The sequence below is a fragment of the Brevundimonas sp. NPDC055311 genome, assembly GCF_053645695.1.
Window position 1 is genome coordinate 143089 of sequence record NZ_JBSHMV010000002.1, and the last position, 26574, is coordinate 169662.

At 64.7% G+C, this 26574-nt stretch carries 27 protein-coding genes; 19 read left to right on the forward strand and 8 right to left on the reverse strand.

Annotated features, from left to right (window positions below; all coding sequences use genetic code 11):
• Positions 1-40: 40 nt before the first annotated feature.
• The 4 genes from ACWIDZ_RS06520 to ACWIDZ_RS06535 form a co-directional block, all read right to left on the reverse strand.
• Positions 41-652, reverse strand: coding sequence for a hypothetical protein (locus tag ACWIDZ_RS06520; RefSeq protein WP_453988200.1), 612 nt, complete (start codon positions 650-652; stop codon positions 41-43).
• Positions 649-1857 carry a restriction endonuclease subunit S gene (locus ACWIDZ_RS06525; protein ID WP_453988199.1) on the reverse strand — a complete coding sequence of 403 codons (1209 nt, stop codon included), beginning with the start codon at positions 1855-1857 and terminating at the stop codon, positions 649-651. Before ACWIDZ_RS06525 ends, ACWIDZ_RS06520 begins: the two co-directional genes overlap by 4 nt.
• On the reverse strand, positions 1857-4070 hold the full coding sequence (locus ACWIDZ_RS06530; RefSeq protein ID WP_453988198.1) for a type I restriction-modification system subunit M: 2214 nt from the start codon (positions 4068-4070) through the stop codon (positions 1857-1859). Before ACWIDZ_RS06530 ends, ACWIDZ_RS06525 begins: the two co-directional genes overlap by 1 nt.
• Before the next feature lie 82 nt (positions 4071-4152).
• A complete protein-coding gene (locus tag ACWIDZ_RS06535) occupies positions 4153-4395 on the reverse strand; it encodes a helix-turn-helix domain-containing protein (protein WP_453988197.1) in 243 nt (80 codons plus the stop codon).
• 209 nt (positions 4396-4604) lie between these two features.
• On the opposite strand from ACWIDZ_RS06535, the gene ACWIDZ_RS06540 reads away from it, so the two are divergent.
• From ACWIDZ_RS06540 to ACWIDZ_RS06580, 9 genes are all read left to right on the forward strand, one after another.
• The gene (locus ACWIDZ_RS06540) at positions 4605-4931 is read left to right on the forward strand and encodes a hypothetical protein (RefSeq protein ID WP_453988196.1); all 327 of its coding nucleotides are present in this window, start codon (positions 4605-4607) and stop codon (positions 4929-4931) included.
• A complete protein-coding gene (locus tag ACWIDZ_RS06545; protein WP_453988195.1) occupies positions 4928-5365 on the forward strand; it encodes a hypothetical protein in 438 nt (145 codons plus the stop codon). The genes ACWIDZ_RS06540 and ACWIDZ_RS06545 overlap by 4 nt, the downstream gene beginning before the upstream one ends.
• A gap of 188 nt (positions 5366-5553) precedes the next feature.
• Entirely contained in the window at positions 5554-5949 is a 396-nt protein-coding gene (locus ACWIDZ_RS06550) for a hypothetical protein (protein WP_453988194.1), read from the forward strand.
• A 97-nt stretch (positions 5950-6046) separates the two neighbouring features.
• Entirely contained in the window at positions 6047-6430 is a 384-nt protein-coding gene (locus tag ACWIDZ_RS06555) for a hypothetical protein (protein ID WP_453988193.1), read from the forward strand.
• Positions 6430-6720 carry a hypothetical protein gene (locus ACWIDZ_RS06560; protein WP_453988192.1) on the forward strand — a complete coding sequence of 97 codons (291 nt, stop codon included), beginning with the start codon at positions 6430-6432 and terminating at the stop codon, positions 6718-6720. Before ACWIDZ_RS06555 ends, ACWIDZ_RS06560 begins: the two co-directional genes overlap by 1 nt.
• Before the next feature lie 160 nt (positions 6721-6880).
• The gene (locus tag ACWIDZ_RS06565) at positions 6881-8455 is read left to right on the forward strand and encodes a hypothetical protein (protein ID WP_453988191.1); all 1575 of its coding nucleotides are present in this window, start codon (positions 6881-6883) and stop codon (positions 8453-8455) included.
• Between the two features lie 311 nt (positions 8456-8766).
• Positions 8767-9924: a tyrosine-type recombinase/integrase gene (locus tag ACWIDZ_RS06570; RefSeq protein WP_453988190.1), complete on the forward strand. Its 1158-nt coding sequence runs from the start codon at positions 8767-8769 to the stop codon at positions 9922-9924.
• A gap of 163 nt (positions 9925-10087) precedes the next feature.
• Positions 10088-12235, forward strand: a complete 2148-nt coding sequence (locus ACWIDZ_RS06575) for a DUF262 domain-containing protein (protein WP_453988189.1) — start codon at positions 10088-10090, stop codon at positions 12233-12235.
• A 14-nt stretch (positions 12236-12249) separates the two neighbouring features.
• The gene (locus ACWIDZ_RS06580) at positions 12250-13263 is read left to right on the forward strand and encodes a hypothetical protein (RefSeq protein WP_453988188.1); all 1014 of its coding nucleotides are present in this window, start codon (positions 12250-12252) and stop codon (positions 13261-13263) included.
• A 286-nt stretch (positions 13264-13549) separates the two neighbouring features.
• Here ACWIDZ_RS06580 and ACWIDZ_RS06585 read toward each other — a convergent pair whose 3' ends face one another.
• Positions 13550-13774: an oxidoreductase gene (locus ACWIDZ_RS06585; RefSeq protein WP_453988187.1), complete on the reverse strand. Its 225-nt coding sequence runs from the start codon at positions 13772-13774 to the stop codon at positions 13550-13552.
• A gap of 107 nt (positions 13775-13881) precedes the next feature.
• The gene (locus tag ACWIDZ_RS06590) at positions 13882-15144 is read right to left on the reverse strand and encodes a Glu/Leu/Phe/Val family dehydrogenase (RefSeq protein WP_453988186.1); all 1263 of its coding nucleotides are present in this window, start codon (positions 15142-15144) and stop codon (positions 13882-13884) included.
• A gap of 243 nt (positions 15145-15387) precedes the next feature.
• Here ACWIDZ_RS06590 and metK point away from each other — a divergent pair, with 243 nt between their 5' ends.
• Together metK and ACWIDZ_RS06600 are read left to right on the forward strand one after the other, a co-directional pair.
• On the forward strand, positions 15388-16587 hold the full coding sequence (gene metK, locus ACWIDZ_RS06595; RefSeq protein ID WP_453988185.1) for a methionine adenosyltransferase: 1200 nt from the start codon (positions 15388-15390) through the stop codon (positions 16585-16587).
• 197 nt (positions 16588-16784) lie between these two features.
• Entirely contained in the window at positions 16785-18014 is a 1230-nt protein-coding gene (locus ACWIDZ_RS06600; protein ID WP_343829978.1) for an argininosuccinate synthase, read from the forward strand.
• 22 nt (positions 18015-18036) lie between these two features.
• On the opposite strand, the gene ACWIDZ_RS06605 is transcribed toward ACWIDZ_RS06600, so the two are convergent.
• On the reverse strand, positions 18037-19365 hold the full coding sequence (locus ACWIDZ_RS06605) for a PQQ-dependent sugar dehydrogenase (protein WP_453988184.1): 1329 nt from the start codon (positions 19363-19365) through the stop codon (positions 18037-18039).
• Positions 19366-19482: 117 nt separating this feature from the next.
• On the opposite strand from ACWIDZ_RS06605, the gene ACWIDZ_RS06610 reads away from it, so the two are divergent.
• The 4 genes from ACWIDZ_RS06610 to ACWIDZ_RS06625 all read left to right on the forward strand — a co-directional run bounded on the left by ACWIDZ_RS06610 (position 19483) and on the right by ACWIDZ_RS06625 (position 21936).
• The gene (locus ACWIDZ_RS06610) at positions 19483-19953 is read left to right on the forward strand and encodes a translation initiation factor IF-2 (RefSeq protein WP_291780340.1); all 471 of its coding nucleotides are present in this window, start codon (positions 19483-19485) and stop codon (positions 19951-19953) included.
• A gap of 92 nt (positions 19954-20045) precedes the next feature.
• Positions 20046-20606, forward strand: coding sequence for a hypothetical protein (locus ACWIDZ_RS06615; protein WP_291780342.1), 561 nt, complete (start codon positions 20046-20048; stop codon positions 20604-20606).
• A 54-nt stretch (positions 20607-20660) separates the two neighbouring features.
• Positions 20661-21293, forward strand: coding sequence for a LysE family translocator (locus ACWIDZ_RS06620; RefSeq protein WP_312219695.1), 633 nt, complete (start codon positions 20661-20663; stop codon positions 21291-21293).
• A gap of 88 nt (positions 21294-21381) precedes the next feature.
• Complete coding sequence (locus ACWIDZ_RS06625) at positions 21382-21936, forward strand: CC0125/CC1285 family lipoprotein (protein ID WP_343829982.1); 555 nt, start codon at positions 21382-21384, stop codon at positions 21934-21936.
• A 144-nt stretch (positions 21937-22080) separates the two neighbouring features.
• Here ACWIDZ_RS06625 and ACWIDZ_RS06630 read toward each other — a convergent pair whose 3' ends face one another.
• Positions 22081-22821 (reverse strand): DUF6065 family protein, encoded by a 741-nt coding sequence (locus tag ACWIDZ_RS06630; protein WP_453988183.1) that lies wholly within the window; start codon positions 22819-22821, stop codon positions 22081-22083.
• Between the two features lie 90 nt (positions 22822-22911).
• Between ACWIDZ_RS06630 and ACWIDZ_RS06635 the strand changes: the two genes are divergently transcribed.
• The 4 genes from ACWIDZ_RS06635 to ACWIDZ_RS06650 all read left to right on the forward strand — a co-directional run bounded on the left by ACWIDZ_RS06635 (position 22912) and on the right by ACWIDZ_RS06650 (position 26401).
• Positions 22912-23466 (forward strand): prolyl-tRNA synthetase associated domain-containing protein, encoded by a 555-nt coding sequence (locus ACWIDZ_RS06635; RefSeq protein ID WP_453988181.1) that lies wholly within the window; start codon positions 22912-22914, stop codon positions 23464-23466.
• A 53-nt stretch (positions 23467-23519) separates the two neighbouring features.
• The gene (locus ACWIDZ_RS06640) at positions 23520-23738 is read left to right on the forward strand and encodes a ParD-like family protein (RefSeq protein ID WP_291780360.1); all 219 of its coding nucleotides are present in this window, start codon (positions 23520-23522) and stop codon (positions 23736-23738) included.
• On the forward strand, positions 23735-24505 hold the full coding sequence (gene map / locus ACWIDZ_RS06645) for a type I methionyl aminopeptidase (protein WP_453988180.1): 771 nt from the start codon (positions 23735-23737) through the stop codon (positions 24503-24505). The genes ACWIDZ_RS06640 and map overlap by 4 nt, the downstream gene beginning before the upstream one ends.
• A 129-nt stretch (positions 24506-24634) precedes the next feature.
• Positions 24635-26401: a tetratricopeptide repeat protein gene (locus ACWIDZ_RS06650; RefSeq protein ID WP_453988179.1), complete on the forward strand. Its 1767-nt coding sequence runs from the start codon at positions 24635-24637 to the stop codon at positions 26399-26401.
• Positions 26402-26574 lie beyond the last annotated feature (173 nt).

Consider the following 26574-nt stretch of genomic DNA (forward strand, 5'->3'; position numbering starts at 1 on the left):
TGGCGGTCTCGAAATCGCGCTCTGTGTGCCCGGACATGGATCAGATCTCCTGCACAGAGGTGTTGGCCAGCGCCGCTATGGGCTGACCATCGACTTCGTCGAAATGGTAGTAGCGGATTGAGGGATCGGCGTTGAGTTGCCGGTTAGCGTCTAGGTACGCCCCGGGGTTGTCGTTCTCGGCGAACACAAACTTTCGGAGTCTGATCTTGCGTGTGTCGCCCGTGTATTGCTCAACGGTCTGCTTGAGAATTCGGACCCAGCAGGCCCCGGCACGGAGTTGAGGGACGATCTTCTCGGCGGCCAAGCTCTTGGACTTGAACTCGATGCAGTCGGCGTGGAAAGCGCGCCCGCTCGTATAGAAGACCACAAAATCGCACCGCTTCGACCACGGCTTTGAGTTATCATCGAGGAAATGGAACAGAGGCGGCTTGGATTTTTTGCGCTGCAGCTCGACCTGATCATGGTCCAGTTTGAACGCAAGCCCCTGACCGGGGATCTGCAACCGGATTCGGCGCGTCCTAGCGCGGGTTGCGGCAGCCGGGAAGTATTTCTCTGACAGGATTATCTCACCGCCGATCCCATCATGTGTGACGTAGCGGTCGTTCACATAGGCCCGGAGGTGCCCGAAGTAGGTCGGTGCATCCAATGTCATCGCAAACCTTCGAGCTGACCCGTGACCGCCGAGGTGATCGCGGCGGCCCGATACTCGCTGAGGAGCTCGATGCTGCGGCGGACAGTCTCAAGCACGCCCGCCTCGCGCTGGTCGTGCCCCCTCAGCGCGGTCGCAATGTCTCTTTGTTCGCTAGCCGGGGGCCTGAGTGCGATGAGCGACTTCGTGCCGTCCTGATTGAGGATCGGGAGCGTGTTTCCATTCGCTGCAACGCGAACCTCTTCCCGAAGGGCGTGCAGGAAATACGCAAGATAATAGGGGTCATTCTCCGGCTCGAGATCAATGACATTGATTTGTTGGTTGGCCGATCCGGGGACGACGGCAACACCAACTTTTCCGAGCGTTGCTCCAACGCAGACCATCAACACGCTACCAGCAGCGAAGAGAGTGGATGCTCCGTCTTCGAGGGCCTCGTGCACGATCTTGCGAACTGAGTCCGTGAGCTCCACACCCGTCCCGAAATCGCCGGGCGTGTACCAGTTGATTTCGCCGTCAGTGAAGTAATCGGCACCGGCCGATGATGGCGTCCTGCCCGTGGAAACCTTGCGCGCCAAGCGTCGCAGGGGCAGCACCTCCCAGTGCGCCGGGATGTCTCCGAGGCAGTCGATGCCGGAGGGCTTCATGGGGGCGGCGGGGTTCAGGCCCTTCGTGACGGCGCGCGTGATGAGGGCCTGACGCTTTTCGGCCAACCGGTCCAGAAGTGCGCGCTTCTTGTCGATCAGCCCGTCGATCTGGGCCGTCTTCTCATCCAGAAACCGCGCGATCTGCCGCTGGGCCTCCGGGGGCGGCAAATCCAGCTCGAGATTTTCAAGCTGATGTGTCGAAATGGCCTGGAATGTGCTGCCTGTTGAGATTGCCGACAGGAACGGTTTGGCGTTTTCAAGGGCATAGCCGAGGAACGAGTGGTCGACGTCCCGCGGCGAAATCGCAGCCAGCCCACGACCTATACAGTAGCTCTGATCGGCTAGGTTAAGCGTTCCGACGGGCGCACGGACCGATATGAGCCACGAGCCGGCTGGAGCGATCTTCGGCGGCGTAGAACAAAAGCTCTTCGAGACCGGATACTTCTTACCAAACTCGGCGCTGCCTTGAAGAAATGGCAGCCCGTCCGGCACGCTTGTTACACCCGAAGATTCGGGCGACTGACCCGCAATGACTTGAGCGACATGCTTCAGGCGGACAGCCATCAGGCCACCAGCCCCTTCAATTGCCGCGCGATCTCCCCCTCCAGCGCAGTGATATCAGTCTCGATCTGCGCCAGTGTGCGGGGCGGCTTGTAGACATAGAAGTGCCGGTTAATCGGGATTTCATAGCCCACCTTGGTCTTGTCATAGTCTACCCAGGCGTCCGGCACATGTGGCAGCACTTCGCGCGCCATATAGGCGTCGATGGCGCCCCGGAAGGTCGCAACCAGTCTGTCGTTTGGCTTGTCCGGCCCGAACTCGATCGGCAGCGGCAGGGTGGCGTCTTCGGGTAAGGGGATGTTTTCGGTGTCGCGTAGTTCGCTGTCCGGCTCCGGCCGACCCTTGCTATCCCGGCAAATCTCAGCGGCGATGTCGCGCTCGCCGAGCGCGGCGAAGATCGCCTTCTTGATCGAGGCTGCGATCTTGAGATCCGCCTCCTTTGCGGCGCGGGTCAGGTCGGCGTCAAACGCCTCGCGGTCCAGATAGCGGCCATTTCCCTCCAGCGTGGTCAGCATGGCGCGGATCGCAGCTTGCTGGGCCTCACCGTCCTCAATCTCTCGCGCCGCCGCCTTATCGTCTTTGCGCTTTTTCGAGCTCGCCAGATTGGCGAAGGCGGACTGATCGTCCAGCCGTGTGATCCGTTCCGGCGTCGCCTCAAAGTTCATTCTCAGGGGCCGCTCGACCGTCACCTTCAGGAAGCCGAACTCCCGGTTCTCGAAGATGCGCGAGACGATACGGGTTTCCTTTTCTCCAGTCTTGAGGTCGACAACCACCTCGGCTTCCTGACCATCCTCGAAGCCGTCATAGATTTTTGTCAGCTCCGCGATCTGGGCATCGGTGATGCGGTGGCGCTTGTTGTTGAGGCTTGGCGTCTGCCGATCTCTGAAGCGGGTGCCGTCGATCAGTTGAATCTTGCCGCGGCGGTGAGGCTGCTTTCTGTTAGTGACCAGCCAGACGTAGGTGAGGATGCCGGTGTTGTAGAACAGCTGGTCCGGGAGGGCGACAATGGCGTCCACCCAGTCGTTTTCGATGATCCACCGCCGGATGTTCGACGGCCCCGACCCGGCGTCACCCGAGAACAGTGGCGAGCCGTTGAAGACGATGGCGATCTTGGAGCCGACGGCATCCTCATCCCCCTCCTGGTAGGGATGCATCTTCGAGATCATGTGCTGGAGGAACAGCAACGAGCCGTCGTTGATCGCCGGCAGGCCGGCGCCGAAACGGCCGGAGAAACCCAGTTCCTTGTGCTCTTTCTCCACGACCGACTTCTGGTCCTTCCACTCCACGCCGAAGGGCGGATTGGCCATCAGGTAGTGGAAGCGTCGCCCTCCGAACCCGTCCTCGGTTAGGGTGTCCGCATCAACGATGCTGCTCGTGTCTTCGTCCTTGATAAGCATGTCCGCGCAGCAGATCGCCCAGGACTCGTCGTTGTATTCCTGGCCGAACAGAGCGAGGTTCGCGTCCGTGTTCTGGTCGAGAATGAACTTTTCCGATTCCGAAAGCATGCCGCCGGTGCCGCAGGTCGGGTCGTAGATCGTCCGAAAGATGCCCGGCGTATAGACGTCCTGTTCCCCAGTGTAGATCAGGTTCGCCATCAGGCGGATGACCTCGCGTGGGGTGAAGTGGTCGCCGGCCTCTTCATTGGCCTGTTCGTTGAAGCGCATCACCAGATGCTCGAACAGGTAGCCCATCTGCAGGTTGTCGATCCGGTCCGGATGCAGGTCGACGCCGGCCATCGCTTTCACGATGGTGAAAAGCCTGTTGCTGGCGTCCAGCTTCTCGATCTGGTCGGTGAACTTGAACCGCTCGAAGATGGCGCGCGCCGTCGGCGAGAAGCCGTTGATATAGGCGACGAGGTTCGGCGCGATGTTCTCCGGATCGCCCAGGAGGCGTTCGAAGGTGAACGGACTGGTGTTGTAGAGTGGGTGCTTCCGCGTCGGGTCGGCCGCACGGCCCAGAAGCCGGTCCATCGCGTTCTCAGGCGTGTTTGCCGCCGTGAGCCGCTCGTACTCCTTGAGCACCGCCGCCTTGGTCGGCTCGAGAACGCAGTCCAGTCGGCGGAGCACGACGATCGGCAACATGACCAGCCGGTACTGCGGCGGACGATAGGGGCCACGCAGGCGATTGGCGATCTCCCAGATGTGGGATTTCAGATCGTTATGCGCCTGTACGTTCATGATCGTGCCGCCCCCGGCGCCCGCGTGTGCCGTACCCACGGTAGAATCCAGAGGGAGGATGGGGTCAAGAGCGTCGGGGAAAAGATGGCACCGCGAATCCTGTCTATTTCGAACGGCCTTATCAGCCCTTAGGATTGATGAAATCCAGGAGCAGTTTCGCCGGATCGTAGCCGAGAGCCTCCGCTACCTGACAGAACTCGATCACGTCCAGGCGTCGCTCACCACGCTCCACCTTCGACACGAAGCTCTGAGGCTTCCCCAGCCGCTCCGCGAGTTCGACCTGAGTGATGCCGGCCGTCTTCCGCACGGAGGCGATGAAGGCGATGAACTCCTGATGCCGCTGCGTGAAAATCGATGACGGCAACGCGCGCCCCTGACAGGTGAGGCGCTTCCGCTAAATCCTAAATCGGGATATCCCAGATTCGGTTATTACGGTCTGGGGAGGCCGCTGCTGTCCACGCAGGAGCAATGCATTCAAGAACACAGCCTGATGCCGAGCCTAGCGCAAAGCTCGGCATCTTATATGATGTGCAAATACCGGCGCATCTCACACACATCATGAGATCGTATTAGATGAACAACACCACCATTCGTATCGGGCTGGCGGTCGTGGCTGCTTTCTACGTGATCGTCACGAGCCTGTTTCTACAAGCCTACATCCCGCTGCATCGGTTTTACGCCAGCGTGGAAGCGACATCGCTGCCTGACGATCCGAAATCCAGAAATCAGCAACTGCAAGACACCCTGAGCTATCCCGCCAACGAGGTGAAAGTCCGCAAGTATAGCTCCATCCTTCTCTGGGGCACGGTGGGTATCGCGACCTTCGGCGGCGTCTTCGTCGCAACTCGCCAACGTCGACGCGCCGACACCGCTCTGACCGCCAAGGGAGACGCTCAATGAAGCGTCTCGTCCATGTCGCCTTCGCCGTCGGTGCTCTGGCCATCAGCGGCTGTGCGTCAGCGCCCGCACGGACGCCCGGTTCCTACGTCAGCCAAAGCGAACCCGTGTTCCTGATCACCGAGGCTCAGGCCGACCAGATCTTGGTGGACGCCATGAACACAGAGTTCGGCAATAGCCCGATCGTGCGCGTCGAATACCCCAACAGGGGGTATCAGGCGACGATCAAGTTCCTGTTCGACAGCCACCAGATCGTCGCCACCATGGTTCCGTCCAGGGGCCGGTCAGGCGATGGCGCGGTGCACGACGGCTACGCCTTCAACGTCACGCACAGCGGGACCATGCCCCTCTCGGGCATGTCGCGATCCAAGCGTCTGAAGGAGCGGCTTTCTCAGGCCGCTTCGGCCCTGTCACCGAGTGTTCCGGCGGCAAGGTAAACCAGCGGGCCCATTGGCCTGAAGGCTGCCTCCGCCTCCCTTCGTTCCGAGGGGCAGGAAGTCGTGGCTCTTCATCGCCTTTGAGCCCGTTCACTGCGCTCCCCCGAGGGCGCGTCAAACCTCATCGACACCGACCCCCGTGGCCTTCCGCTGCGGGGGTTTTTCTTTACCCTGGAAAGGACTCCCCTTTGCTCACACTAAATGATCGCGACGCGGTCACAGCCGCCCTGACCGACCCGACCCTGGACGCCGACCTGCGCGCCCTGATCGGCCTCCGGGTCTACCAGGTGGACACCGATCGCAGGCGTCCCCTCAAGGACATCCTGCAGATCGTCGTCGTCCAGCCCGGCGATCCGGCCGAGGTCATCCATGACGCCGTCGGCTATCCGATCTGCTGGGACCAGGCCGAGCAGCCCGGCTGGGAGTGGTTCAACGACCACGGCTCATGGTTCGAGCTGGCCTACGTCCTGACCGACGACTTCGGGATGCTGGTTTTCGTGCCGGACCATCCCGAGACGAACGACACCCTCCGCTTCAACTGCCTTGGCGTCGCTGATCGACCACCGGCTGCTGACAAGACCTGAACCCCCGCCGCCGACAGGCGAACCGACAATCCATCCGACCCGAGCTCTCCGGCACTTCGCCCGAGGGCTTTTTTCGTGCCCGAAGGACACCTTCCCTATGCTCTGCCTGAACACCCTTGCCGAGGTGGCGAGCGCCCTGAGCGATCCCGACCTCGATCCCGACCTGCGTCGTCTGCTGGCCCTTCGGGGCTGGCGCTTCTATGGCCACCGCGAACACCATCCCGACACTCGCCTGATCGTCATCCACGGCGGCGACACGCCGGACGTCATCAACACCGCCCTTGGATTCGTCTTCACCGGCGACGGTGCGGGCGATCGTCCCTTCGATTGGGTGAAAGACCACGGCTTCTGGTTTGAGGTCGTCGTCACCCCTCCCTTCGGTCCGCCCGTCCGGCTGTTCGTCGAAAACGGTCCAGGCACCGAACTGGGCGTGCACTACAGATGCCTTGCCTACTTCTGGAACGAGGAGGCTTGCTGCTGATGGCGAAGAAGCTGCTCGCCTTCCTTATCCTCTGCATGGCCTTGGCGTTGGTTCGTGCCCTGCTGATGGTGCTGGCCGTCGTCCTGCTGGTGGCGTTGGTCCACGCGTTTGTCGCGCGACCTCGGGAGACGATGGTGTTTCTGGGCACCTTGATCCTGTCGAGCCTCGCGGTCGCCCAGCCCCTCGCCTTCATCGCTGCTTTCACGGTGATAGGCGTAGCTATCATTCTCGCGAAGCGAAGACGTAAGACTCAGCCGCTTCATATCTCCTGCAAACCAGCCGGGAAATAAGATCAGGATACGGACGGCTTTGAAGCCAAATTCAGGGCCGTTCGCGCCATTCTTCGAAAACGCCACAACATCCTGATTACACGTCTCTTTTTCTGCCGCCCGCGATCCCGTTGATTTAACCCTTTTTACCACATCCCGTGGAAGGGCTCTGCGAAGATCTATGACCGAGCCAAATCCCAATGAAAATGACATTGAAAAAAGGAGCTCCCCGCCGACCGATGACGGCGCACCACCCATCAGTCCACCAGGACCGAATGTAGCCGATCCAGGCTCCCATCCGGACAAACCGACTATCCGTGTTTCACCGGGTGAGATGCACCTGAACTGTTCCGATGCCGAGAAGGTGCTAGCCGACACCGGCGTTTACTACACCAGCGGAAGCGGCCTGCTGCGGATCGTCAAAAAGGCTGGCGGCGGGATCACAACCGAACTGGTGAATGAGCAGACCCTGAGAACCTTCCTCTCCGCATCCATCAACTGGGAACGGAAGGGACGGGACAACCTCTGGCTTCGCTGCGACCCGCCTCAAGGCGTAGTCAAAGCGCTGCTGTTCGGCCAGGATCGTCACCACCTCCAGCCGTTGAACGGGATAGCCCGTCAGCCCTACTTCGGCGAGGACGGCACTTTGATAACCCGACCGGGCTATGATCCTGGAACGGGTGTGTATGGCGCTTTCGATCCGTCCGATTATCGCGGGTTGGAGAACGCCAGCGACTATGCCGAACCCGCGATGGACTATCTGAACCATCTCCTGGATGAGTTCGAATTCGAGACGGATGCGGACCGATCCGCTGCACTGTCAGCGATATTCACCGCCGTGGTCCGTCCCGCCCTGTCCGTCGCTCCGGCGTTCAACATCACGGCGACAACGTCTGGCAGCGGCAAAAGCTATCTGGCGGACATCATGGCGCTGTTCGCCGGTCCAGATGAGCCTTACCGAGTCAGCTATCCGACAGGGGCCGACGAAGCAGGCAAGCTGATCGTCACTGTGCTGAACGAGAAACCAGCTGCAGTCGTCTTTGACGATATGCAGACCAACTGGAAGCCGTTCGGTGCGATCAACCGCATGCTGACCAGTCCCACCACGACGGAACGTATGTTGGGCACCAACCGCAGCGCTACAGTCCCTACACGGGCGCTGTTTCTCGGCACGGGCAACAACATCGAACCTGAGCGCGATCTCAGGCGGCGGGTGGTTTCGATACGTCTCGCTCCTCGTCATGAAGCTCCAGCCCTTCGGTCGTTTCGCAACGATCCGGTGGGCGACATGAAGAGCCACCGAGCCCGAGCAGTAGCCTGCGTCCTGACCATCATCTCGGCGTTCCGCGCAGCGGGCGAGCCGATGGCGGCATGTTCTCCGGTCGGCACATACGATGAATGGTCGCGTCTGTGCCGACAGCCCTTGATCTGGATGGGACTGCCCGACCCGGCTCAAAGCCTGATCGATCAAGTCTCGCATGACCCTGACCGGCAGGCGCTGGCCGCTCTGTTGGAGGTTTGGTTCGATATCTTCGGCACCAAATCTGTGACCGTTCGCCAGATTATCGCCAAGGCTGAAGAAAACCCCGCCTTGATGGAGGCCCTTGAGGACCTTCCCATCATGGACGGTCGGTACATCAACCGGGGCAAGCTTGGTTGGTTTCTCAGCAAGAACCGAGGTCGAAGGGCTGACCAGCTTCGCATTGAGCCTGGTGACAGCTCCGAACGACGCTCCTGGAGAATAGCTGTCGGATAGCGGCGCCCCTCCATCGCCGCATCGGACCCGGCGGGGGCCGACCGAAAGGGGAAAAGGGGGAGTCGCCCCTTCCCCTCTTTTGACCCGGCCTCCGCCACCCGAACGGCAGTGAGCGTAGCCCGCCTGGGCTCGCTGCGGGCCTTCCCATGGCCCGGCCATCCCCGCCCCTGACGCGCCGCCCCAGCGGTCGCCTCCGGGGCCTCGCGGGCCTGACCCGCTCCAGACCCCCTCAACCCAACCCAACCGACCGCCCTCCGGGGCGGCCCGACGGCGCTCGTCCGCCGCCCATCAAACAAGCACGGAGACTACCTATGCCTAGAGTCAATCTGACATCTTCCTTTGTTGCATCCGCTGGCTGCGAAGTCGGCAAGGGCAAGACAGAATGGTTCGACCTGAGTGTGACCGGATTCACCCTGGAATGCCGCTCCACGGGCGGCAGAACCTATTATCTGCGCTACTTCGACAGCACCGGTCGGCAACGCCAGTTCAAGATCGGCCGGTATGAAGATCTGACCTTCGCGGCGGCCAAGAAGCGGGCGCTGCAGTTGCGGTCGGAGGTCGTCATGGGCGGCGACCCCAGCGCGAAGAAGGCCGAGGCTAAGTCAATCCCACTGTACAGCGAGATCGCCGCAAGCCATCTAGCCTACGCCAAGCTCCATCTGAAGTCGTGGGCCAGCACCGAAATGATGCTGAGGGTCCACATCGTGCCGAAGTGGGGCAAGGTCCGGGTGACCGACATCACCCGGCAGGGCGTCGCCCAATGGCTCGCGGACAAGCGCGCGTCCGGCCTGTCGCCAGCCAGCGTCGAAAAGTGCCGCGTATTGCTCGGGCGCTCCTTCGAGCTAGCAGCCCAGGATGACGTGCCGGGCTGTCACAAGAACCCCACCCGTGGCGTTCCCCGAAAGCCGCTGAACAATGCTAGGAATAGATTCCTAACCGCAGAAGAATCGGCCCGCCTTAAGGTGGCTGTCGCAGCGTCCAAGAATCCTCAGCTGCAACACATCGTCGGCCTGCTGCTTTTGACCGGCGCCCGGATGCGTGAGCTTCTCGACGCTCGTTGGGAGCATGTCGATGTGGAGCGTCGGCAGTGGTACATTCCAACCAGCAAGACTGGGCGTTCACGTCACGTCCCGCTGTCCACCCCGGCGCTGGCGATCATCGCGGCCCTGCCCCGCTTCAAGGGCTGTCCGTGGCTGGTGCCGAACACCGACACCCGGAAGCCATTCGTGTCGATCAAGCACGGATGGCAGATGGCGATCAAAGCGGCGAACCTGCCGGGCCTACGGATCCATGACCTGAGGCACAGCGCCGCCAGTTTCATGGTCAACAGCGGTGTTGATCTGTTCGCCGTCGGCAAGGTGCTGGGTCACGCCAGCTATCAATCGACCCAGCGCTATTCACACCTCGCACAGGACACCCTGCTGAAGGCTGTGGAGGCTGGCGCAGCGAAGCATACGACCATCGACTGAACACGCCCTACACCCTCGCCCTACGCCCGGCTTCTAGCTGGAGCGTGGGGCGGGGGCTTTTATTTTTTGTTCGTCGGCTTGAACAGATGACCCCGCCAATGCGCCTGTATTGCCGATACAGGGCTAGAGCGTGCATACAAAGGATGGACTTGGGAGGGCCAGCGTGCAGCCATTTACGCGATCGATCATCAACTTGTTCGACGGGAAGAAGCGGTACCTGGTCCCGCTTTATCAGCGGCAATACGCTTGGAAACCTGACCCTCAGCTCAAGCTCCTTTGGGAGGATATCGAGCGAGCGGTTGATCGGCTCAATAGCGATCGCTCGTCCCTTACACCACACTTCATGGGCGCCATCGTGATCGCCCAGATTAAGACCTTCGGAAAGCAGGTCCAGGCGTACGAGGTGATTGACGGGCAGCAACGACTGACGACCTTTCAGCTCTTGCTGTCCGCTCTGCGCGATGTCGCGGCGGCGCACGGCTCGTCCTACGCGGAAGAAATCCAAAAATACCTGCTTAACGACGGGGTGATGGAGAACCCGGCGGCGGAGCGCTTCAAACTCTGGCCATCGCTCACGGATCGCCGCGCCTTTTTGCACATTGTCGATCCGGCAACCGATTTGGATGCTGTCACCCCAAAGCCGGTTGATGAGGATGGCTTCGTTCGGAGGGCCGCGTCCGCGCACGCCTACTTTAAAGATCGGATTGAAACTCATGTGGGATTGGCAGCCGAGTTTGATGAGCACCGCCTAGAGCTGCTTTTCGAGGCCCTAAAAGAGGGCCTAGCTATCGTTTCCATCGAGCTGGAGGGAGGCGATGACCCACAAACGATCTTCGAGACCTTGAACAGTCGCGGTGTGGATCTCACCCCCGGCGACCTACTCCGGAACTACATCTTCCAACGAGCCAAGGGACTTGGCCAAGCGGACGCGTCGCTCGTTGTAGACAAGCTCTACGAAAAGCACTGGCTTCCGCTTGATCGAGCATTCTGGAGCCAAGTGGAATCACGCGGGAGGCAGTCGAGGGCGCGCCTTGACTGGATGCTCACCGATCACCTCTCAATGCATGTCGGCGACTTGGTATCCGTCGAAAATCTTTTCGAGAGCTACCGGCGATGGATCATCCAGAAATCGCCTTTCGGCTCGGTCGCCGAAGAACTACAATCAATCTCGACCACCGCTGAAATCGAGCGGCGGCTTTTTGAGCAGGTCAAGGGCGATCCCCTTGGCGACTTTGGACGCTTCGCCCACGCCTTCGACGTTTCAACGGCGATGCCCTTGGTCGTGTATTTGTGTGCAAACGCCGAGAGCCCGGCTGAGCTTTCCCGGGGACTTGCCGTTCTGGAGAGCTACATTCTCCGGCGGGATATCTGTGGGCTGACGACCAAAAACTACAATCGTTTGTTCGTGGGGATCATCGACCGGCTTCGTCTGACAGAAGGCAATCAGGTTGACGCTCTCGTCACCTACCTGTCCGGACGGCAGTCCGAAACGGATCGCTGGCCAGACGACACCGAGTGGCAACAAGGTTGGCTAGGCCGCGACCAGTACAAAGGACCGCGCCAGCCAAGGCTCCGCTACATTCTTGAAGCGCTGGAGCTAAGAAAGAGGTCCGCTCGAAACGAGGATATCGATATCAAGTCAACGCTGACGATCGAGCACATTATGCCGCAAGCGTGGCAGACATCTTGGCCTCTCATCGGGATCGAACACCTGGACCAATTCGATCCGGAACGGCTCGCCCGCGAGGTGGCCAGACAGAGCGCTGTGAACAAACTGGGTAACCTCACGCTACTCACCAGCGCGCTGAATTCGACCGTGTCGAACGGCCCCTTCGCGGTGAAGATGCCGGCGGTGCGGTCTCATTCCAGTTTGGCACTCAATCGCGAGTTGGCCGCGTACGACGTCTGGAATGAGGACAGCATTGCGGCGAGAGGCGCCGACCTTTTCAAACAAGCGCGGGAAATCTGGCTCGCCCCTGACCGTGAAGATGGTCTCAGCAGCGCGTCTCCCGCCTGGGGTGATGTCGCAGCTTATCGGTCAGGTCTGCCCGTGAGTGGCACGGTCTGCCGCTTCACGTATGCCGGCAAGCAATACACGGGCGTGATCGAGAACGGTGCTTTGACCATCGACGGTGTGACCGGCCGGCACACCTCGTTTTCTGCCGCGTCGCGCGCGGTCACGAAGACCAGCCGCAATGGCTGGAATGATTGGCACCTGCTGCTTTCAGGCGATTGGGTGTTGGCAGACCACTGGCGGCGGAAGCCGGACGCCGCCGCTGCGCACCCTGAAACCACTGCTGCAATTGGCTGAGCGAGGGGCAAGCGATGCGATTGACTGTCGTTGACGGCAAAGCAGAGCGCGCCTCCTTGCAGCGTGGGTTAGAGACGCAGGTTAAGGGCGCTCTTCAAAGCCAAGGGCAGCGCAACATCGGCTATCCAGGGGGAAACCAGAACGCCGAGATGTTCAGCAATGGCGCTGGGCAGCTTTGGGCGGCATTCGCCAATCTGCCGGATGCAAGCATCCCGAGACGCTGGAACGCCTTCGGCGTTTACAACATCGAAAGTCGCTCTCAGCAGATCACCGTTGAGATCAACATCCCGATTGAAGAGGCGTCAGGACAGATCGCGGGGTTCTTTGCGAGGGATCACGAAACTGGGCACGTCTATCTCATGCATGATGGCGGCATCGGCGGGGGCAAGGCGGGTGTGGGCAAAGAGGCCTTCCTGGCCCGGTCCAAGATCACGCTGGAAGAAGCTCTCCGCTCTGATGGTCGTGTGCGCGAGGGCATCATCATCGGACGCGTGGACACACCCGACTTGCCATCCAGAATCTGGAGCTTCGTTCAGCAGGTGAGCGAATTCAAAGCCGCTGTGCGCAGCGGAGAATTCGATACCGCCGCCGCTTTGGCCGATGTCGACGAGTGGGACGACTTCAAGGACGAACCCACGGGAAGGCGTCGAGGCACGCGCTCATCGACAATCGATTATGTCACGTATCACGGCGATGTCGTACGCGCCCTCCGAGACAAACGGCAGGCAACCTGCGCCGATGACGAGCGCGTCCTGAACAGTCGTCTGATCGACCTATACGTGAGATGCGGAGCGGTGCTAACGGAAGTGTACGAGGTTAAAACCAGCGTGGATCGGCAATCGATCTACACTGCGATCGGGCAGTTAATGACCCACGGCCCCGCCGATGGGGGGAGTATCAAGCGCGTCCTTGCTCTTCCCCCAGGCCAACTCGCAGCGGACCTTGAACACGCCCTAGACACCCTAAACATCATCGTTCAACGCTTTGACGTGGTCGGCGGAAAATCCCCGCGCGTGACGCTCATTTAGGGGGCGCGCTGTAGGTCTGGCCGGGGTCGAAATTTTTGACTTTTCCAAGCTAACGCGCGCTAACTAGGAAACGCCCTTGGGGCGCACTCGGTCCACTTTGGGAGGTGGCTGGGAAAGCCGTAAACGGCCCCGCCCAAGACTATCAGGAAGCCATGCTGGCACTGGATTTCACCGCCGCGCTAGAGTGAATTTCGTAATGAGGGGGTCAGGTGTTCGAGTCACCTAAGCGGCACCACTTCTCCTTACGTTTGTTTCGATCACGCCGACGCCCGGCCTCGCATGGGCGTCAGGCCGCCAGGGCGTGGATGGGCGCAGCCGTCGCCAGATCGGACGGGGCGAAACTGCCGACCTCGTGGTTACCGCGATAGAGGTCGATGCGCTCCAGGCGCGGCCAGTCGCGCGCGACCTCGGTCAGGCCGCGCACGGCCTCGACCTCTGTGGCGCCCGGCAGGACGCACAGCTCGGGCGTGATCGCCTCGGGCGTGTGGATCAGACAATAGAAGACGTCCATGGGCGCGCTCCCAACCTTCAGTCGCCGTCCCCTTGCCGAAGACTGATGACAGGGAAGCGGTTGGAAGTGCGACGCTTTGGAGAAATCGAAGCCGGGCCGGCAACAGCCTAGCTGGCGAAGAACTGCTGGGTGCCGTGGGCCTCGATGGCGGCGGCCAGGCGGCCCAGGGCGTGGATATAGGCCGCCGTGCGCAGGGTGACGCCCTTGTCCTCGGCGATGGCCCAGACGGCGTCGCCCTCGGTCTCGATGATGGTCTTGAGGCGCGACTGGACCTCGTCCAGCGTCCAGTAGAAGCCCTGGCGGTTCTGGACCCATTCGAAATAGGACACCGTCACCCCGCCCGCATTGGCCAGGATGTCGGGCAGGACCACCACGCCCTTGTCGGCCAGGATGCGGTCGCCCTCGGGCGTGATCGGACCATTGGCCAGCTCCAGCACCACCTTCGCCCGCACCGAGGCGGCGTTGCCGTCATGGATCATGTCTTCCATGGCCGAGGGGGCCAGGACATCGCAGTCGACGGCGATCAGCTCTTCAGGCGGTATGGCCTTGCCGCCGTGGTCGGCCTGGACCACCGAGCGGCCGGCCGCCTTGGCCGCCAGCAAGGCGTCCAGATCCAGGCCGGAGGCGGCGTGGACGGCGCCGCCGGAATCCGACACGGCCACGATCTTCGCGCCGATGCTGCGGAACAGGCGCGCCACGTGCTGGCCGGCGTTGCCGAAGCCCTGAACGGCCACGCGCAGACCCTCGGCCGGCAGCCCCAGCCGCTCGGTCAGGTGACAGGTCAGATAGAAACCGCCGCGCGCCGTGGCGTCCTCGCGCCCGACCGAGCCGCCCAGGGCGATCGGCTTGCCCGTGATGACGGCGGGCGCGGCCTCGCCCTGGATGGAGGCGTATTCATCGGCCATCCAGCCCATGATCATGGCGTTGGTGTAGACGTCGGGCGCCGGGATGTCGCGATCCGGGCCGATGATGCCGGCGAAGGCCTGGACATAGGCGCGCGACAGCCGCTCCAGCTCGGCCTTGGACAGGCTCTTGGGATCGACCTGAACCGCCCCCTTGCCGCCGCCGTACGGCAGGTTGGTCACGGCGCACTTGACCGTCATCCAGAAGGCCAGGGTCTCGACCTCCTCGGCGGTCGAGGCCGGGTGGAAGCGGATGCCGCCCTTGGTCGGTCCGCGCGTGTCGTCATAGCGGCAGCGCCAGGCGAGGAAGGATTTGCGCGACCCGTCGTCCATCCGGATCAGCAGCCGGACCTTCATCGTCTCGCGCGGATATTTCAGCTTCTCCAGAACATCGCTATCGATCTGCACGTGGCGGGCGGCCTCGTCGAGACGGGTCAGGGCCGCGTCAAGGATGTTTGGATTCGGCATTATTGTTCCAAATGTCTAGGCATTGACCCGGGAGCCAGGGCGGAAACCGGTTCATTTTTCGGGGAAGAGTGGATTTTGCTGCCACACGGAATGCTGCAACGCAAGAGTCAGGGTGCGACTGCGAAGACATCGAAGAGCGCAGGAGGAGCTCCGGCCGACCCCATTCCCGCGACACAAGCCGCCTTGCACGTATAAGCATATCTTTATATGTCTGGCCGCGTTGTCGTCACGCAGGAGCCTGTCTTGGCCCGTTCGTCGTTCCTCTTCACCTCCGAGAGCGTTTCGGAAGGCCACCCCGACAAGGTCGCCGATCAGATTTCGGACGCCATCGTCGACCTGTTCCTGTCCAAGGACCCCGAGGCGCGGGTGGCCTGTGAAACCCTGACGACGACCAATCTGGTGGTGCTGGCCGGCGAAATCCGCGGCAAGGGCATCATGGATGTCGAAGGTAACTGGGCCCCCGGCGTCGAACGGGAGATCGAGGATACGGTGCGCGGCGTCGTTCGCGACATCGGCTACGAGCAGGACGGTTTCCACTGGAAGACGCTGGAGTTCCAGAACCACCTGCACCCGCAGTCGGCCCACATCGCCCAGGGCGTCGACGCCGGCGAGGACAAGGACGAGGGCGCGGGCGACCAGGGCATCATGTTCGGCTACGCCTCGAACGAGACGCCGGAGTTGATGCCGGCCACCCTGGCCTACAGCCACAATATCCTGAAGGCCCTGGCCGAAGCTCGCCATTCGGGCAAGGAGCCCGGCCTTGAGCCTGACGCCAAGAGCCAGGTGACCCTGCACTACGAAGACGGCCGCCCGGTGCGCGCGACCTCCATCGTCGTCTCGACCCAACACAAGGCCAACCTGAGCCAGGGCCAGGTCGCGGCCATCGTGAAGCCCTATGTCGAGCAGGTGCTGCCGCAAGGCTTCATCACCGCCGAGACCGAGTGGCACATCAACCCGACCGGCACCTTCGTCATCGGCGGGCCGGACGGCGACGCCGGCCTGACCGGGCGCAAGATCATCGTCGACACCTACGGCGGCGCGGCCCCGCACGGCGGCGGCGCCTTCTCGGGCAAGGACCCGACCAAGGTCGACCGTTCAGCCGCCTATGCCTGCCGCTACCTGGCCAAGAACGTCGTCGCAGCGGGCCTGGCCGACCGCTGCACCATCCAGATCAGCTACGCCATCGGCGTGTCCAAGCCCCTGTCGGTCCACGTCGACCTGCACGGCACGGGCAAGATCGACGAGGCGGTGCTGGAGCGCGAACTGCCCAGGCTGATCGGCGGCGCCTCGCCGCGCGCCATCCGCGAGCACCTGGGCCTGAACAAGCCCATCTATCGACGCAGCGCCGCCTATGGCCATTTCGGCCGCACGCCGGACGCCGACGGCGGCTTCTCCTGGGAGAAGACCGACCTGGTCGACCAGCTCAAGGCTCTGGCCGCCTGACCTCCTTAAGCGGCTGATAACACAGCTCGAAACGGGGGCGTCGCGGATCTGTTCGCGGCGCCCTCGACGCGTTCGGGAGGCGACGCCTCCATCGCGCCCTCAATCGCACACTTGCATCGCGGCGCGTCTGGTCCTTTAAGCGCGCCAAACCGCCTCCCCCGCCTTCCGACATGGCTCCTGAAAGGACTCCCCGACCGATGAGCAAGCCCGCCCCCAAGAAAGTCGTCCTCGCCTATTCGGGCGGGCTGGACACGTCGATCATCCTGAAGTGGCTTCAGGAGGAATATAACGCCGAGGTGGTGACCTTCACCGCCGACCTGGGTCAGGGCGAGGAGCTCGCCCCCGCCAAGGAGAAGGCGCTGAAGCTGGGCATCAAGCCCGAGAACATCTTCATCGACGACCTGCGCGAAGAATTCGTGCGCGACTTCGTCTTCCCGATGTTCCGCGCCAACACCGTCTATGAAGGCCAGTATCTGCTGGGCACCTCGATCGCCCGCCCGCTGATCTCCAAGCGCCAGATCGAGATCGCGCGTCAGGTCGGCGCCGACGCCGTCTGTCACGGGGCCACCGGCAAGGGCAACGACCAGGTCCGCTTCGAGCTGGGCTACTACGCCCTTGAGCCCGACATCCGCGTCATCGCCCCCTGGCGCGAGTGGGACTTCAAGTCCCGCGAGGCCCTGCTGGACTTCGCCGAAAAGCACCAGATCCCCATCTCCAAGGACAAGCGCGGCGAGGCCCCCTTCTCGGTCGACGCCAACCTTCTGCACTCCTCGTCCGAGGGCAAGGTTCTGGAGGACCCGGCCGTCGAGGCGCCCGAGTTCGTGCACCAGCGCACCATCTCGCCGGAAGCCGCGCCCGACACGCCGACCGTCATCACCATCACCTATGAAAAGGGCGATCCGGTCGCCATCGACGGCGAGGCCCTGTCGCCCGCCGCCCTGCTGACGAAGCTGAACCAGCTGGGCCACGACAACGGCATCGGCCGTCTGGACCTGGTCGAGAACCGCTTCATCGGCATGAAGTCGCGCGGCGTCTATGAGACCCCCGGCGGCACGATCATGCTGGCGGCGCACCGCGGCATGGAGTCGATCACCCTGGATCGCGGCGCCATGCACCTGAAGGACGAGCTGATGCCGAAATACGCCTCGCTCATCTACAACGGCTTCTGGTTCAGCCCCGAGCGCGAGATGCTGCAGGCCGCCATCGACCACAGCCAGCAGAAGGTCTCGGGCGTTGTCCGCGTGAAGCTCTACAAGGGCAACGTCACCGTCATCGGCCGCGAGAGCCCCAACAGCCTCTACGACCAGGACCTGGTGACCTTCGAGGAAGGCGTCCAGGCCTACGACCACAAGGACGCCGAGGGCTTCATCAAGCTGAACGCCCTGCGCCTGCGCGTCCTGGCCAAGCGGGACGGCCAGAAGGGCTAAAACGCCCTCCTGAAACCCAAGCCTACCGGGGCCGGGCGATTCTCAGGATCGCCCGGCTTCTGTCATCCGTGACCCAGATGGAGCCGTCCGGCGCCGTCGCCATCGTCACCGGCGAGCCGCGCGGATGGCGCCCGGCGACCTTGTCCCAACCGGGCGTCAGCACCTTGCCGTTCACGCTGGGCGCCCCCGCCGGATAGGACAGCGACCCGCGCGGATAGACGGCGTAGCGCCCGCCGATGTCGGTCAGGGGGCGGCCCGCCTCGTCCGTCTCGACCGCCACGATGCGCCCGGCGGTGCGGCGGAAGCCGTGCCAGGTCATCAGCAACCGTCCCTGCAACTCGGGGAACATCGCCCCGTCGTAATAGATCAGGTCCAGCGGCGCGGCGTGCGGCGGCAGCAGGGCGATCGGCCGTTCGCGCTCGTTGCAGCGCGCCTGACGCGCGGGCCAGCCCGGCAGGGGCGTGGTCAGATCGACGCAATAAGGCCAGCCGTAATGGCGCCCCTGCGTCAGCACGTTGATCTCGTCATAGGGATGATCCGGCGTCTCCAGATCGACCGAGTTCTCGGCCTGAAGCACCGTGCCCGACGGGTGCCGCACCAGGGCGATGGAGTTCCTCAAGCCTGAGGCGAAGACGGTGCTGTCTTCCGCCCAGCGGCCGTTCCCCAGATAGGCGTGGCGACGCACCTGCGCCGTCGCCGCATCTTCCACGCAGGCGCCGTCCGCATCCGTCTTCAGCTTGCCCGCCGCGTCGAGGCAGCGGTCGCTGGGCGCCCCGACATTGACCAGCAGGTCGCCGTTTCCGTCGAAGACGAAGCTGGACAGGGGGTGGCGGTTGTCGTGCAGCCGGTTGTCCGGCAGGTCGCCGATGACGGTGCGGACGCTGGCCTGCGCATCGGCGGCGTCAGGGTCCAGCGTCAGGATGCGGTTCATCTCGGACACATAGATGCGCCCGTCCGGCCCGCGCTTGACCGTGTGCGGCATGGACAGGCCGCTCGCCAGCCGTCGCCAGCGCGCCGCGCCGTCCTGCGCAAACGACAGGCGCCACACCGCCCCCTTGCCCGCCTCCCACGCCCCCAGATCGGTGACCAGCCAGTCGCCGTCCTCCAGCGGCGTCAGGCCGCGCGGCATCCGCGGCCCGTCCCGCCCCGCCCCCTGCCACACCAGCCCGAGACAGTAGCCCGGCGCCATGCGCACCCCGGTCGCGGGGCGGCCGTCGCAATCGCCCTGAACCGCATAGGCCCGCCCTCCCGCCTGGGCCCGCGCCTCGCCCGGCGTCAGGCCGGTCGATAGAGCCAGGGCGCCGACACAGGCGGCGGCGACGACGGAAACAGCGGAAAGGTTCGATTTCATCGGTCCATGCTGACGCTTGCGCTCGGCCCATGGCAAGGCCAACCTGCGGCCATCTCCGGTCGACCGGCCGGCGTATCCTTCTTGACGGCGTCAGCCGTCGCCAGCCGGAGTTCTCCGTTGAACCGTCTTTCCCTCGCCGCCGCCGCGGCGGCGACCCTGTTCGCCGCCCCCGCCTTCGCCGCCGTCCAGGACCCGCCCCCGCCCGCTCCGGCGGTCACCGACCAGGCGCCCGTCTCGCCTGAGGAAGCCGCCTTCCAGGTCAAAGGCGAGGCCTTCGAGGCCGAGACGGCGCGCATGGGCGCCGAGCTGGAGACGATCATGGACGACGCCAGCCTGGACGCCGCGACCAAGAAGGCCCGCACCGACGCGGTCTTGACCCAGTATGAGCCCAAGTTCGCCGCCTTCGCGGACGAGTACGGCGCCTTCCTGCGCGTCATGGCCGAGAAGCCCGAGAACGCAGAGAAGAAGGCCGACATCCTAGCCGCCGCAGACGCCGCCCCGGCCGCGCTGCGCGGCGTGCCGGGCCAGCTCCGCACCGCCATCGAGGCCGCCCTGGCCGCTCCGCCGGCCCCGCCCGCCGTCGACTGAGGCCGCGACGGGATCGCGCCTTACCGCGATTTCACTTGAGCCGAACCCTCCTTCGGCGGACCCTGCGCGGCGTCCGTCGAAGGAGCTTCGCCATGATCCGCGCCCTGCCGCTCGCCTCCCTCCCGCTCGCCTCTCTGTCCCTGGCCGCCGCCCTGGCCCTACTGCCGGTCTCGGCCGCCGTGGCCGAGGCGCAGAAGACCCCCGCCGAGACCCGCCTTGAATCCGCCGCCGCCGTCTTCGAGCAGAAGATGGAGGAGTTCGGCGCCCGCGCCGAGCGCATCCAGGACGATCCGGAGCTGAGCGAGACCCAGAAGGGCCTGCGGATCGCGGCCCTGTGGTCCGACTATCAACCTCACGTCGCCGACTTCACCGCCGAGGCCACGCGCCAGGCGAGCCAGATCGCCGAGGCGGCCCTGGCCGAGATCGACATCGACGCCATCGTCCGCGAGGCGATAGCCGGGGTCGAACCCATGGTTCACGGTCTGGCGGCCAACGGCGCCTGGGCCCAGGCCGATCCCGAACAGATGGTCACCTACGGCCTGGTGGCCCAGTACGGCATGGATCAGGCCCTGGACGCCGTCGACGAAGTGCAGGCCGCCCTGGCTGAAACGCCTGTTCCGCCCGCCCCGCCGGCCCCGCCCGTCGAAAGCTGAGGCCGCCGGCCAGCGACGGCTTGACGCAGCCCGCCGCGCGCCCGAAAGGGCCTTATGGCCACGCTACCTGTCGACCCGCATCTGTATCTGGCGTTTCTCGGCGTCATGGCCGTGATGGCGGTGACGCCCGGCCCCGCCAACATCTTCGCCGTCGCCACGGGGATGGAGAAGGGCAAGGCCGCCGCCCTGACCGCCGTCCTGGGCATGAACTCCGCCACCCTGGTGTGGTTCGGCGCCGCCGCCCTGGGCCTGGGCGCCCTGGTGATCGCCTTCCCCCAGGTCTTTCGCGTCATCGCCGTCCTGGGCGCCCTCTATGTCGCCTGGCTGGGGATCAAGGCCCTGCGCGGCGCCTTCGCCACCGCCGCCGAACCGGCCCATATCGAGGTCAAGCGGGGGCGCAGCGCCCTGATCGACGGTTTCATGGTCCAGATCGCCAATCCCAAGGCCATTCTCTTCTTCACCGCCGTCCTGCCGCCCTTCCTGGACATCAACCGTCCCCTGGCGCCGCAGCTGGCGCTGTTCGCCGTGACCACCGTCGGCATGGACGGCCTGTCGATGTGCGGCTACGGCCTGGGCGGGGCGGCCCTGGCGCGACAGATGACCGCGCCGCGTTTCCGCAAGGGTTTCGGCATTGTGGTTGGATGCCTTCTGCTCCTGGCCGCCGTCCTCATCGTCTCGCGTCTGTGATCCGCCGGGAATGGGCGATCGGGAACTTGACCATTCACCCCTCGTTCAGACCGACGGGCGTTCAATGAACGCTCAAGGAGAAACTTCCATGATCAAGCTTCGCAAAACCCCGGCGCTGATCGCCCTGGCGGGCGTCCTCGCCCTGGGCGCCTGTGCGACGGCCACGCCGTATCAGCCGGCCGGCGTCAACGGCCAGCGCGGCGGCTACGCCGAGCAGCGCCTCGAGGCCAACCGCTACGCCGTCAGCTTCTCGGGCAACTCCGTCACCTCGCGCGACCAGGTCGAGATGTCGCTTCTGCTGCGCGCGGCCGAGCTGACGGTCGAGAACGGCTATGACTGGTTCGCCACCGTGACCCGCGCCACCGACCGCGACACGCGGTTCTACACGACGCCGGACCCCTTCTACTACGACCGCTACGGCCCCTATTGGGGTCCGTCCTGGCGCTTCTACCAGCGCGGCTACTGGAGCATGTGGGACCCTTACTGGGGTCGGGACCGCGACATCCGCCAGGTCGATCGCTATGAGGCCACGGCCGAGATCATCATGGGCCGCGGCTCCAAGCCCGCCGGCGACATGAACGCCTTCGACGCCCGGGAGGTCATCAACAACATCGGCCCCCGCGTCATCCGCCCGGCGTCTTGAAAAAGGGGCCGCTAACGCTCGCGACGCGGTCGCTCGCTGCTTGAGCGGCCCTGGTGAGAGCCGCTGCTCCGGCGATCCAGGCTGACACGACAACGCCCGCTTCCGACGACGGAGGCGGGCGTTTCCGCATTCAGCCCCTTCGCGTCAGCCGATGCGCGGGTTCTTCAGGCGGCGCTTGTTCGCATGGGTCGCCGGCGCCGTGCCCAGGGCCTCGGGCACCTCGCCCTTGAAGTAGAAGCGCTGCCACGCCTCCTTGGCCGCGTCGGGATCGCCCGAGGCCAGCCGGGTGTTGAAGTCGGTGCGCGAACGGTTCCAGGCTTCGAACTGGTCCCTCATGCCGGGGTTGGACTCCAGCGAGCGGATCACCGGCTCGAACTGCTCCACCTTGCGATGCTCGACCGGCAGGATGAAGCAGAAGGGCTCGCCCTTCTCGAACTTCACCCGTCCCGGCCGGGTGAAGATCCAGTTCATGGTGAAGGGGAAGGGCAGCCAGTCCGTCTCGATCAAGCCCGCCAGCGGCTGGATGCCGTCCTTGACGTGGTTGGGCGAGCCCTGCGCGATCAATCCCCAGCCCGGCGGCGTGCGGAACAGATACTGCGGGTGCATGGTCAGCACCCCACGCGAGAAGTGCGAGCTGACGAAGTGGTCCATCTCCGGCTGGTGCCGGTCCGGCGTGATCTTGATGTCGTGCTGCGACGGCCCGCCGTTCCACTCGGCCGTGAAGCCGAACGGGCACAGGATCTCCCACCCCGTGGTGTTGGCCATGGTCAGCGGCAGGCAGCGATAGGGGTGGCGGCTGGCGAAGGCGTCCATCCAGTTGCGCGACTGGCGCCCCGGCACCAGGTCGCACGGACGCGCATTCATCGGATAGCATTCCAGTTCCAAGACGCGGCTCCCAAGCTTGACGAACAGAGGGGTGATGACGAGGGTCTGCCCCTCCCCTATCGCCCCCGCCGCCCGCCCGACAAGACCGAGATGCCCTCCAAAATCGCCGCCGCCGCCGAAACCCCGACTTCGCCCTCGCCCGATCCCGCTTACGACCGCGCCCGCCTGCTGGCCTGGATGGCCGAGCACGGCGTCGCCCAGACCACCCACGACCACCCCGCCGTCTTCCGCGTCGAGGAGGGACTGGACCTCAAGGCCGCCCTGCCGGGCCTGCACACCAAGAACCTCTTCCTCAAGGACAAGAAGGGCCGGCTGTGGCTGATCTCGGCCGCACAGGACACGGTCATCGACCTGAAGCGCGCCCACCGCGCCATGGGCTCGGACCGCCTGTCCTTCGGCAATGAGACCCTGTTGTGGGAGACCCTGGGCGTCCGTCCTGGCTCGGTCACGGCCCTGGGCCTGATCAACGACCAAGAGCGCCGCGTGACCTTCGTCCTGGACCGCCGCCTGTGGGAGGCGGCGGTCGTCAACTTCCACCCCCTGGCCAACACCGCCACCACCGCTCTAGATCAGGCTGACTTCCGTCGCGTGCTGACGTTGCTGGACCGGGAGCCGATCGTGGTGGACTTCAACGCTCTGGACTGATCTTCCCTAGAACGATATGAACCATATACGAATCGTATATGGAGCAGCCCCACATGGGCATCGTCAACATCGAGGACGAACTGCACGAACAGCTGCGCCGCGCCAGCAAGGTCTCGTGCCGCTCGATCAACGCCCAGGCCGCCTTCTGGATCAGGATCGGCATGCTGGGGGAGCTGAACCCCGGCTTGACCTTTCAGGAGCTGGCCGCGCGCGAGCTGAAGGCGGCGGGCGTCTCCGCGCCCGACTTCGCCTCCGATCAGGCCGCCGCGTGACCAAGACCCCGGCCGAGATCGAACTGATGGCCGAATCCGGCCGCCTGCTGGCCTCGGTCTTCACCTGGCTGGACGGCCTGCCGATGGCGGGCATGAACACCCTGGAGATCAACGACCGGGTCGAGGCCTTCATCGTCGACAACCTGGCGGCGCGTCCCGCCAGCAAGGGACAGTACGGCTACGGCTTCGTGCTGAACGTCTCGCCCAACCACGTCGTCTGCCACGGCGTGCCCTCGCGCGACGACGTGCTGAAGGACGGCGACATCGTCAACCTGGACATCACCCTGGAGAAGAACGGCTTCATCGCCGACTCCAGCAAGACCTATCTGATCGGCCCGGTCGCCGGTCCCGCCCGCCGCCTGGTCCAGACGACCTATGAGGCCATGTGGAAGGGCATCCGCGCCGTGCGCCCCGGCGCCACCCTGGGCGACGTCGGCCACGCCATCGAACGCCATGCGACGCGGCGCGGCTATTCCATCGTGCGCGACTTCTGCGGCCACGGCATCGGCCGCGAGATGCACGAGGCGCCGCAGGTGCTGCACTTCGGCCGCCCCGGCGCGGGCCTGACCCTGCGCGAAGGCATGGTCTTCACCATAGAGCCGATGCTGAACCAGGGCCGCCGCACCATCCGCACCGAGGATGACGGCTGGACCGTGGTCACGGCCGACGGCAAGCTGTCGGCCCAGTTCGAACACACCGTCGCCGTCACCCGCGACGGCGTCCACGTCCTGACCCTTCGCCCCGACGAGCGACGCCTGGTCGCCTAACCCGCGCTCGACACGGAAAGCTCTGTTTCCGCACTGTTTCTCGGGAGCGGCGAGGCGTAAGATCAACGTTCGATCATACGCCGCGTACAAGGCGGTTCCATCGCGTCAGGCCCTGGAAGGGGACGGTGCATGAGACTGTTCTGGAAAGCCTTCGCCGTTGGCGGAGCGGGCTTGGTGCTGGCCGGGCCGATGACCGCCCTCCCCACGTCCGACGCCGCAACGACGCTGCGCCTCGAGCGCCTGTTCGGCGGCGTCTGCGGGCCGGGTCCAGGCGGCGGCGCCCTGGCCCGCAGCCTGCTGGTCGCCTCGGCCGTCGCCGCGCCCGCCAGCCAGGCGCAAACCATCCCCCTCTATCCCGATTTGACGGCTTCGCCGTTCAAGGCGAGCACCGACGACGCCGTCGCCCAGGCCTATTTCAGCCAGGGACTGACGCTGGCCTACGGCTTCAACCACGCCGGGGCCGTGCGCTCCTTCCGCGAGGCGCAGAGCCGTGATCCCGAATGCGCCGCCTGCTGGTGGGGCGAGGCCATGGCCCTGGGCCCCAACATCAACGCGCCGATGGACGAACGCGACCGGGCGGCGGCGCTCAGGGCCCTGAAACGCGCTCTGGTCCTCAGCCACCGGGCCGCGCCGCACGAGCAGGCGCTGATCGACGCCCTGGGCCTGCGCTACTCCGACGATCCGACGGCTGACCGCGCCGCCCTGGACGCCGCCTACGCCGACGCCATGCTGGTCGCCGCGCGCCGCTTTCCCGACAACGACGACGTCGCCGTCCTCGCCGCCGAGGCGGCGATGGACACCACGCCCTGGAACTATTGGGAGGCCGACCAGCGCACCCCCGTCGGCCGCATCGGCGAGGCGATCCGCCTGATCGAGACAGTCCTGGACCGCAGTCCCGCCCACCCGCAGGCGGCCCACCTCTACATCCATCTGATGGAGGCCGCCGATCCCGTGCGAGCCGAGGCGGCGGCCGACCGCATGACCGCCTCCCGCCCCGCCAGCGCAGGCCATCTGGTGCATATGCCCGGCCACATCTACGTGCGGCGCGGGCGCTACGCCGATTCCATCCGCCTGAACGTCGCGGCGGCGCGGGCGGACGAGGCCTTCATCCGCGACACCAACGACGAGAGTCTCGTCCGCTACGGCTATTATCCGCACAACATCCACTTCATCGTCGCCTCGGCCCAGATGGCCGGCGACATGGACACCGCCCTGCGCGAAGCGCGGCGTCTGCGCACCGTGCTGGACCCGGCGACCTCGGCCCGCATCGCCTGGGTCCAGGTCATTGACGCCGCCCCCTATCAGGCCCTGGCCCAGTTCGCCGAGCCTCGCGCCGTCCTGGCCGCGCCCGCGCCCGACGCCCGCCTGCCCTACGCCGCCGCCATGCGCCACTACGCCCGCGCCGTCGCCTACGCCCAGTTGCGCGGCCAACAGGGCTTCGACCATGAACTGGCCGCCCTGAGCGCGCTGAAAACCTCTCCCGCCTTCGCCGACATGGTCGCCCAGGGCGTGCCCGCCCCCGATCTTCTGACCCTGGCCGAGGCCGTGGCGCACGGACGCATGGCCATGGCGCGCGGCCGCCCCGCCCAGGCGGCGGAGCATTATCGCCGCGCCGCCGATCTGGAGGCCGCCCTGCCCTATATGGAGCCCGCCTTCTGGTACTATCCGGTGCATCAGTCGCTGGGCGCGGCCCTGTATCAGGCCGGCCGCCCGGATCTGGCCGCCGACGCCTTCCGCCTGGCCCTGGCCCAGACCCCGAACAACGGCTGGGCGCTCTACGGCCTGGCCCGCGCCGAGGCCGCCCAGGGCCGCGCCGACGAAGCCGCCGCCGCCGACCAGGCCCTCAGGACCGCCTGGCTGGGCGACGCTCGCTGGCTGCGGATGGACCGGCTGTAGGGGCGCTACGCCCTGTTCTGACGCACCGCCCCGCTATGGCATGACGCAGCCGCCTCTCATTCTTCCTTCTCCCCTTGCGGGAGAAGGTGGCCCGTCAGGGCCGGATGAGGAGTCTTGCGCCAGCCGATGAGAGCGATGAGGCAGAACGTCAGAAACCCCTCATCCGTCTCGCT

Coding starts and splice junctions, on each gene's coding strand:
- ACWIDZ_RS06520 (WP_453988200.1), bottom strand. CDS start 652: ATGACATTGGATGCACCGACCTACTTCGGGCACCTCCGGGCCTATGTG.
- ACWIDZ_RS06525 (WP_453988199.1), bottom strand. CDS start 1,857: ATGGCTGTCCGCCTGAAGCATGTCGCTCAAGTCATTGCGGGTCAGTCG.
- ACWIDZ_RS06540 (WP_453988196.1), top strand. CDS start 4,605: ATGAACAACACCACCATTCGTATCGGGCTGGCGGTCGTGGCTGCTTTC.
- ACWIDZ_RS06545 (WP_453988195.1), top strand. CDS start 4,928: ATGAAGCGTCTCGTCCATGTCGCCTTCGCCGTCGGTGCTCTGGCCATC.
- ACWIDZ_RS06555 (WP_453988193.1), top strand. CDS start 6,047: ATGCTCTGCCTGAACACCCTTGCCGAGGTGGCGAGCGCCCTGAGCGAT.
- ACWIDZ_RS06560 (WP_453988192.1), top strand. CDS start 6,430: ATGGCGAAGAAGCTGCTCGCCTTCCTTATCCTCTGCATGGCCTTGGCG.
- ACWIDZ_RS06565 (WP_453988191.1), top strand. CDS start 6,881: ATGACCGAGCCAAATCCCAATGAAAATGACATTGAAAAAAGGAGCTCC.
- ACWIDZ_RS06570 (WP_453988190.1), top strand. CDS start 8,767: ATGCCTAGAGTCAATCTGACATCTTCCTTTGTTGCATCCGCTGGCTGC.
- ACWIDZ_RS06580 (WP_453988188.1), top strand. CDS start 12,250: ATGCGATTGACTGTCGTTGACGGCAAAGCAGAGCGCGCCTCCTTGCAG.
- ACWIDZ_RS06585 (WP_453988187.1), bottom strand. CDS start 13,774: ATGGACGTCTTCTATTGTCTGATCCACACGCCCGAGGCGATCACGCCC.
- ACWIDZ_RS06590 (WP_453988186.1), bottom strand. CDS start 15,144: ATGCCGAATCCAAACATCCTTGACGCGGCCCTGACCCGTCTCGACGAG.
- ACWIDZ_RS06600 (WP_343829978.1), top strand. CDS start 16,785: ATGAGCAAGCCCGCCCCCAAGAAAGTCGTCCTCGCCTATTCGGGCGGG.
- ACWIDZ_RS06605 (WP_453988184.1), bottom strand. CDS start 19,365: ATGAAATCGAACCTTTCCGCTGTTTCCGTCGTCGCCGCCGCCTGTGTC.
- ACWIDZ_RS06615 (WP_291780342.1), top strand. CDS start 20,046: ATGATCCGCGCCCTGCCGCTCGCCTCCCTCCCGCTCGCCTCTCTGTCC.
- ACWIDZ_RS06620 (WP_312219695.1), top strand. CDS start 20,661: ATGGCCACGCTACCTGTCGACCCGCATCTGTATCTGGCGTTTCTCGGC.
- ACWIDZ_RS06625 (WP_343829982.1), top strand. CDS start 21,382: ATGATCAAGCTTCGCAAAACCCCGGCGCTGATCGCCCTGGCGGGCGTC.
- ACWIDZ_RS06635 (WP_453988181.1), top strand. CDS start 22,912: ATGCCCTCCAAAATCGCCGCCGCCGCCGAAACCCCGACTTCGCCCTCG.
- ACWIDZ_RS06640 (WP_291780360.1), top strand. CDS start 23,520: ATGGGCATCGTCAACATCGAGGACGAACTGCACGAACAGCTGCGCCGC.
- ACWIDZ_RS06650 (WP_453988179.1), top strand. CDS start 24,635: ATGAGACTGTTCTGGAAAGCCTTCGCCGTTGGCGGAGCGGGCTTGGTG.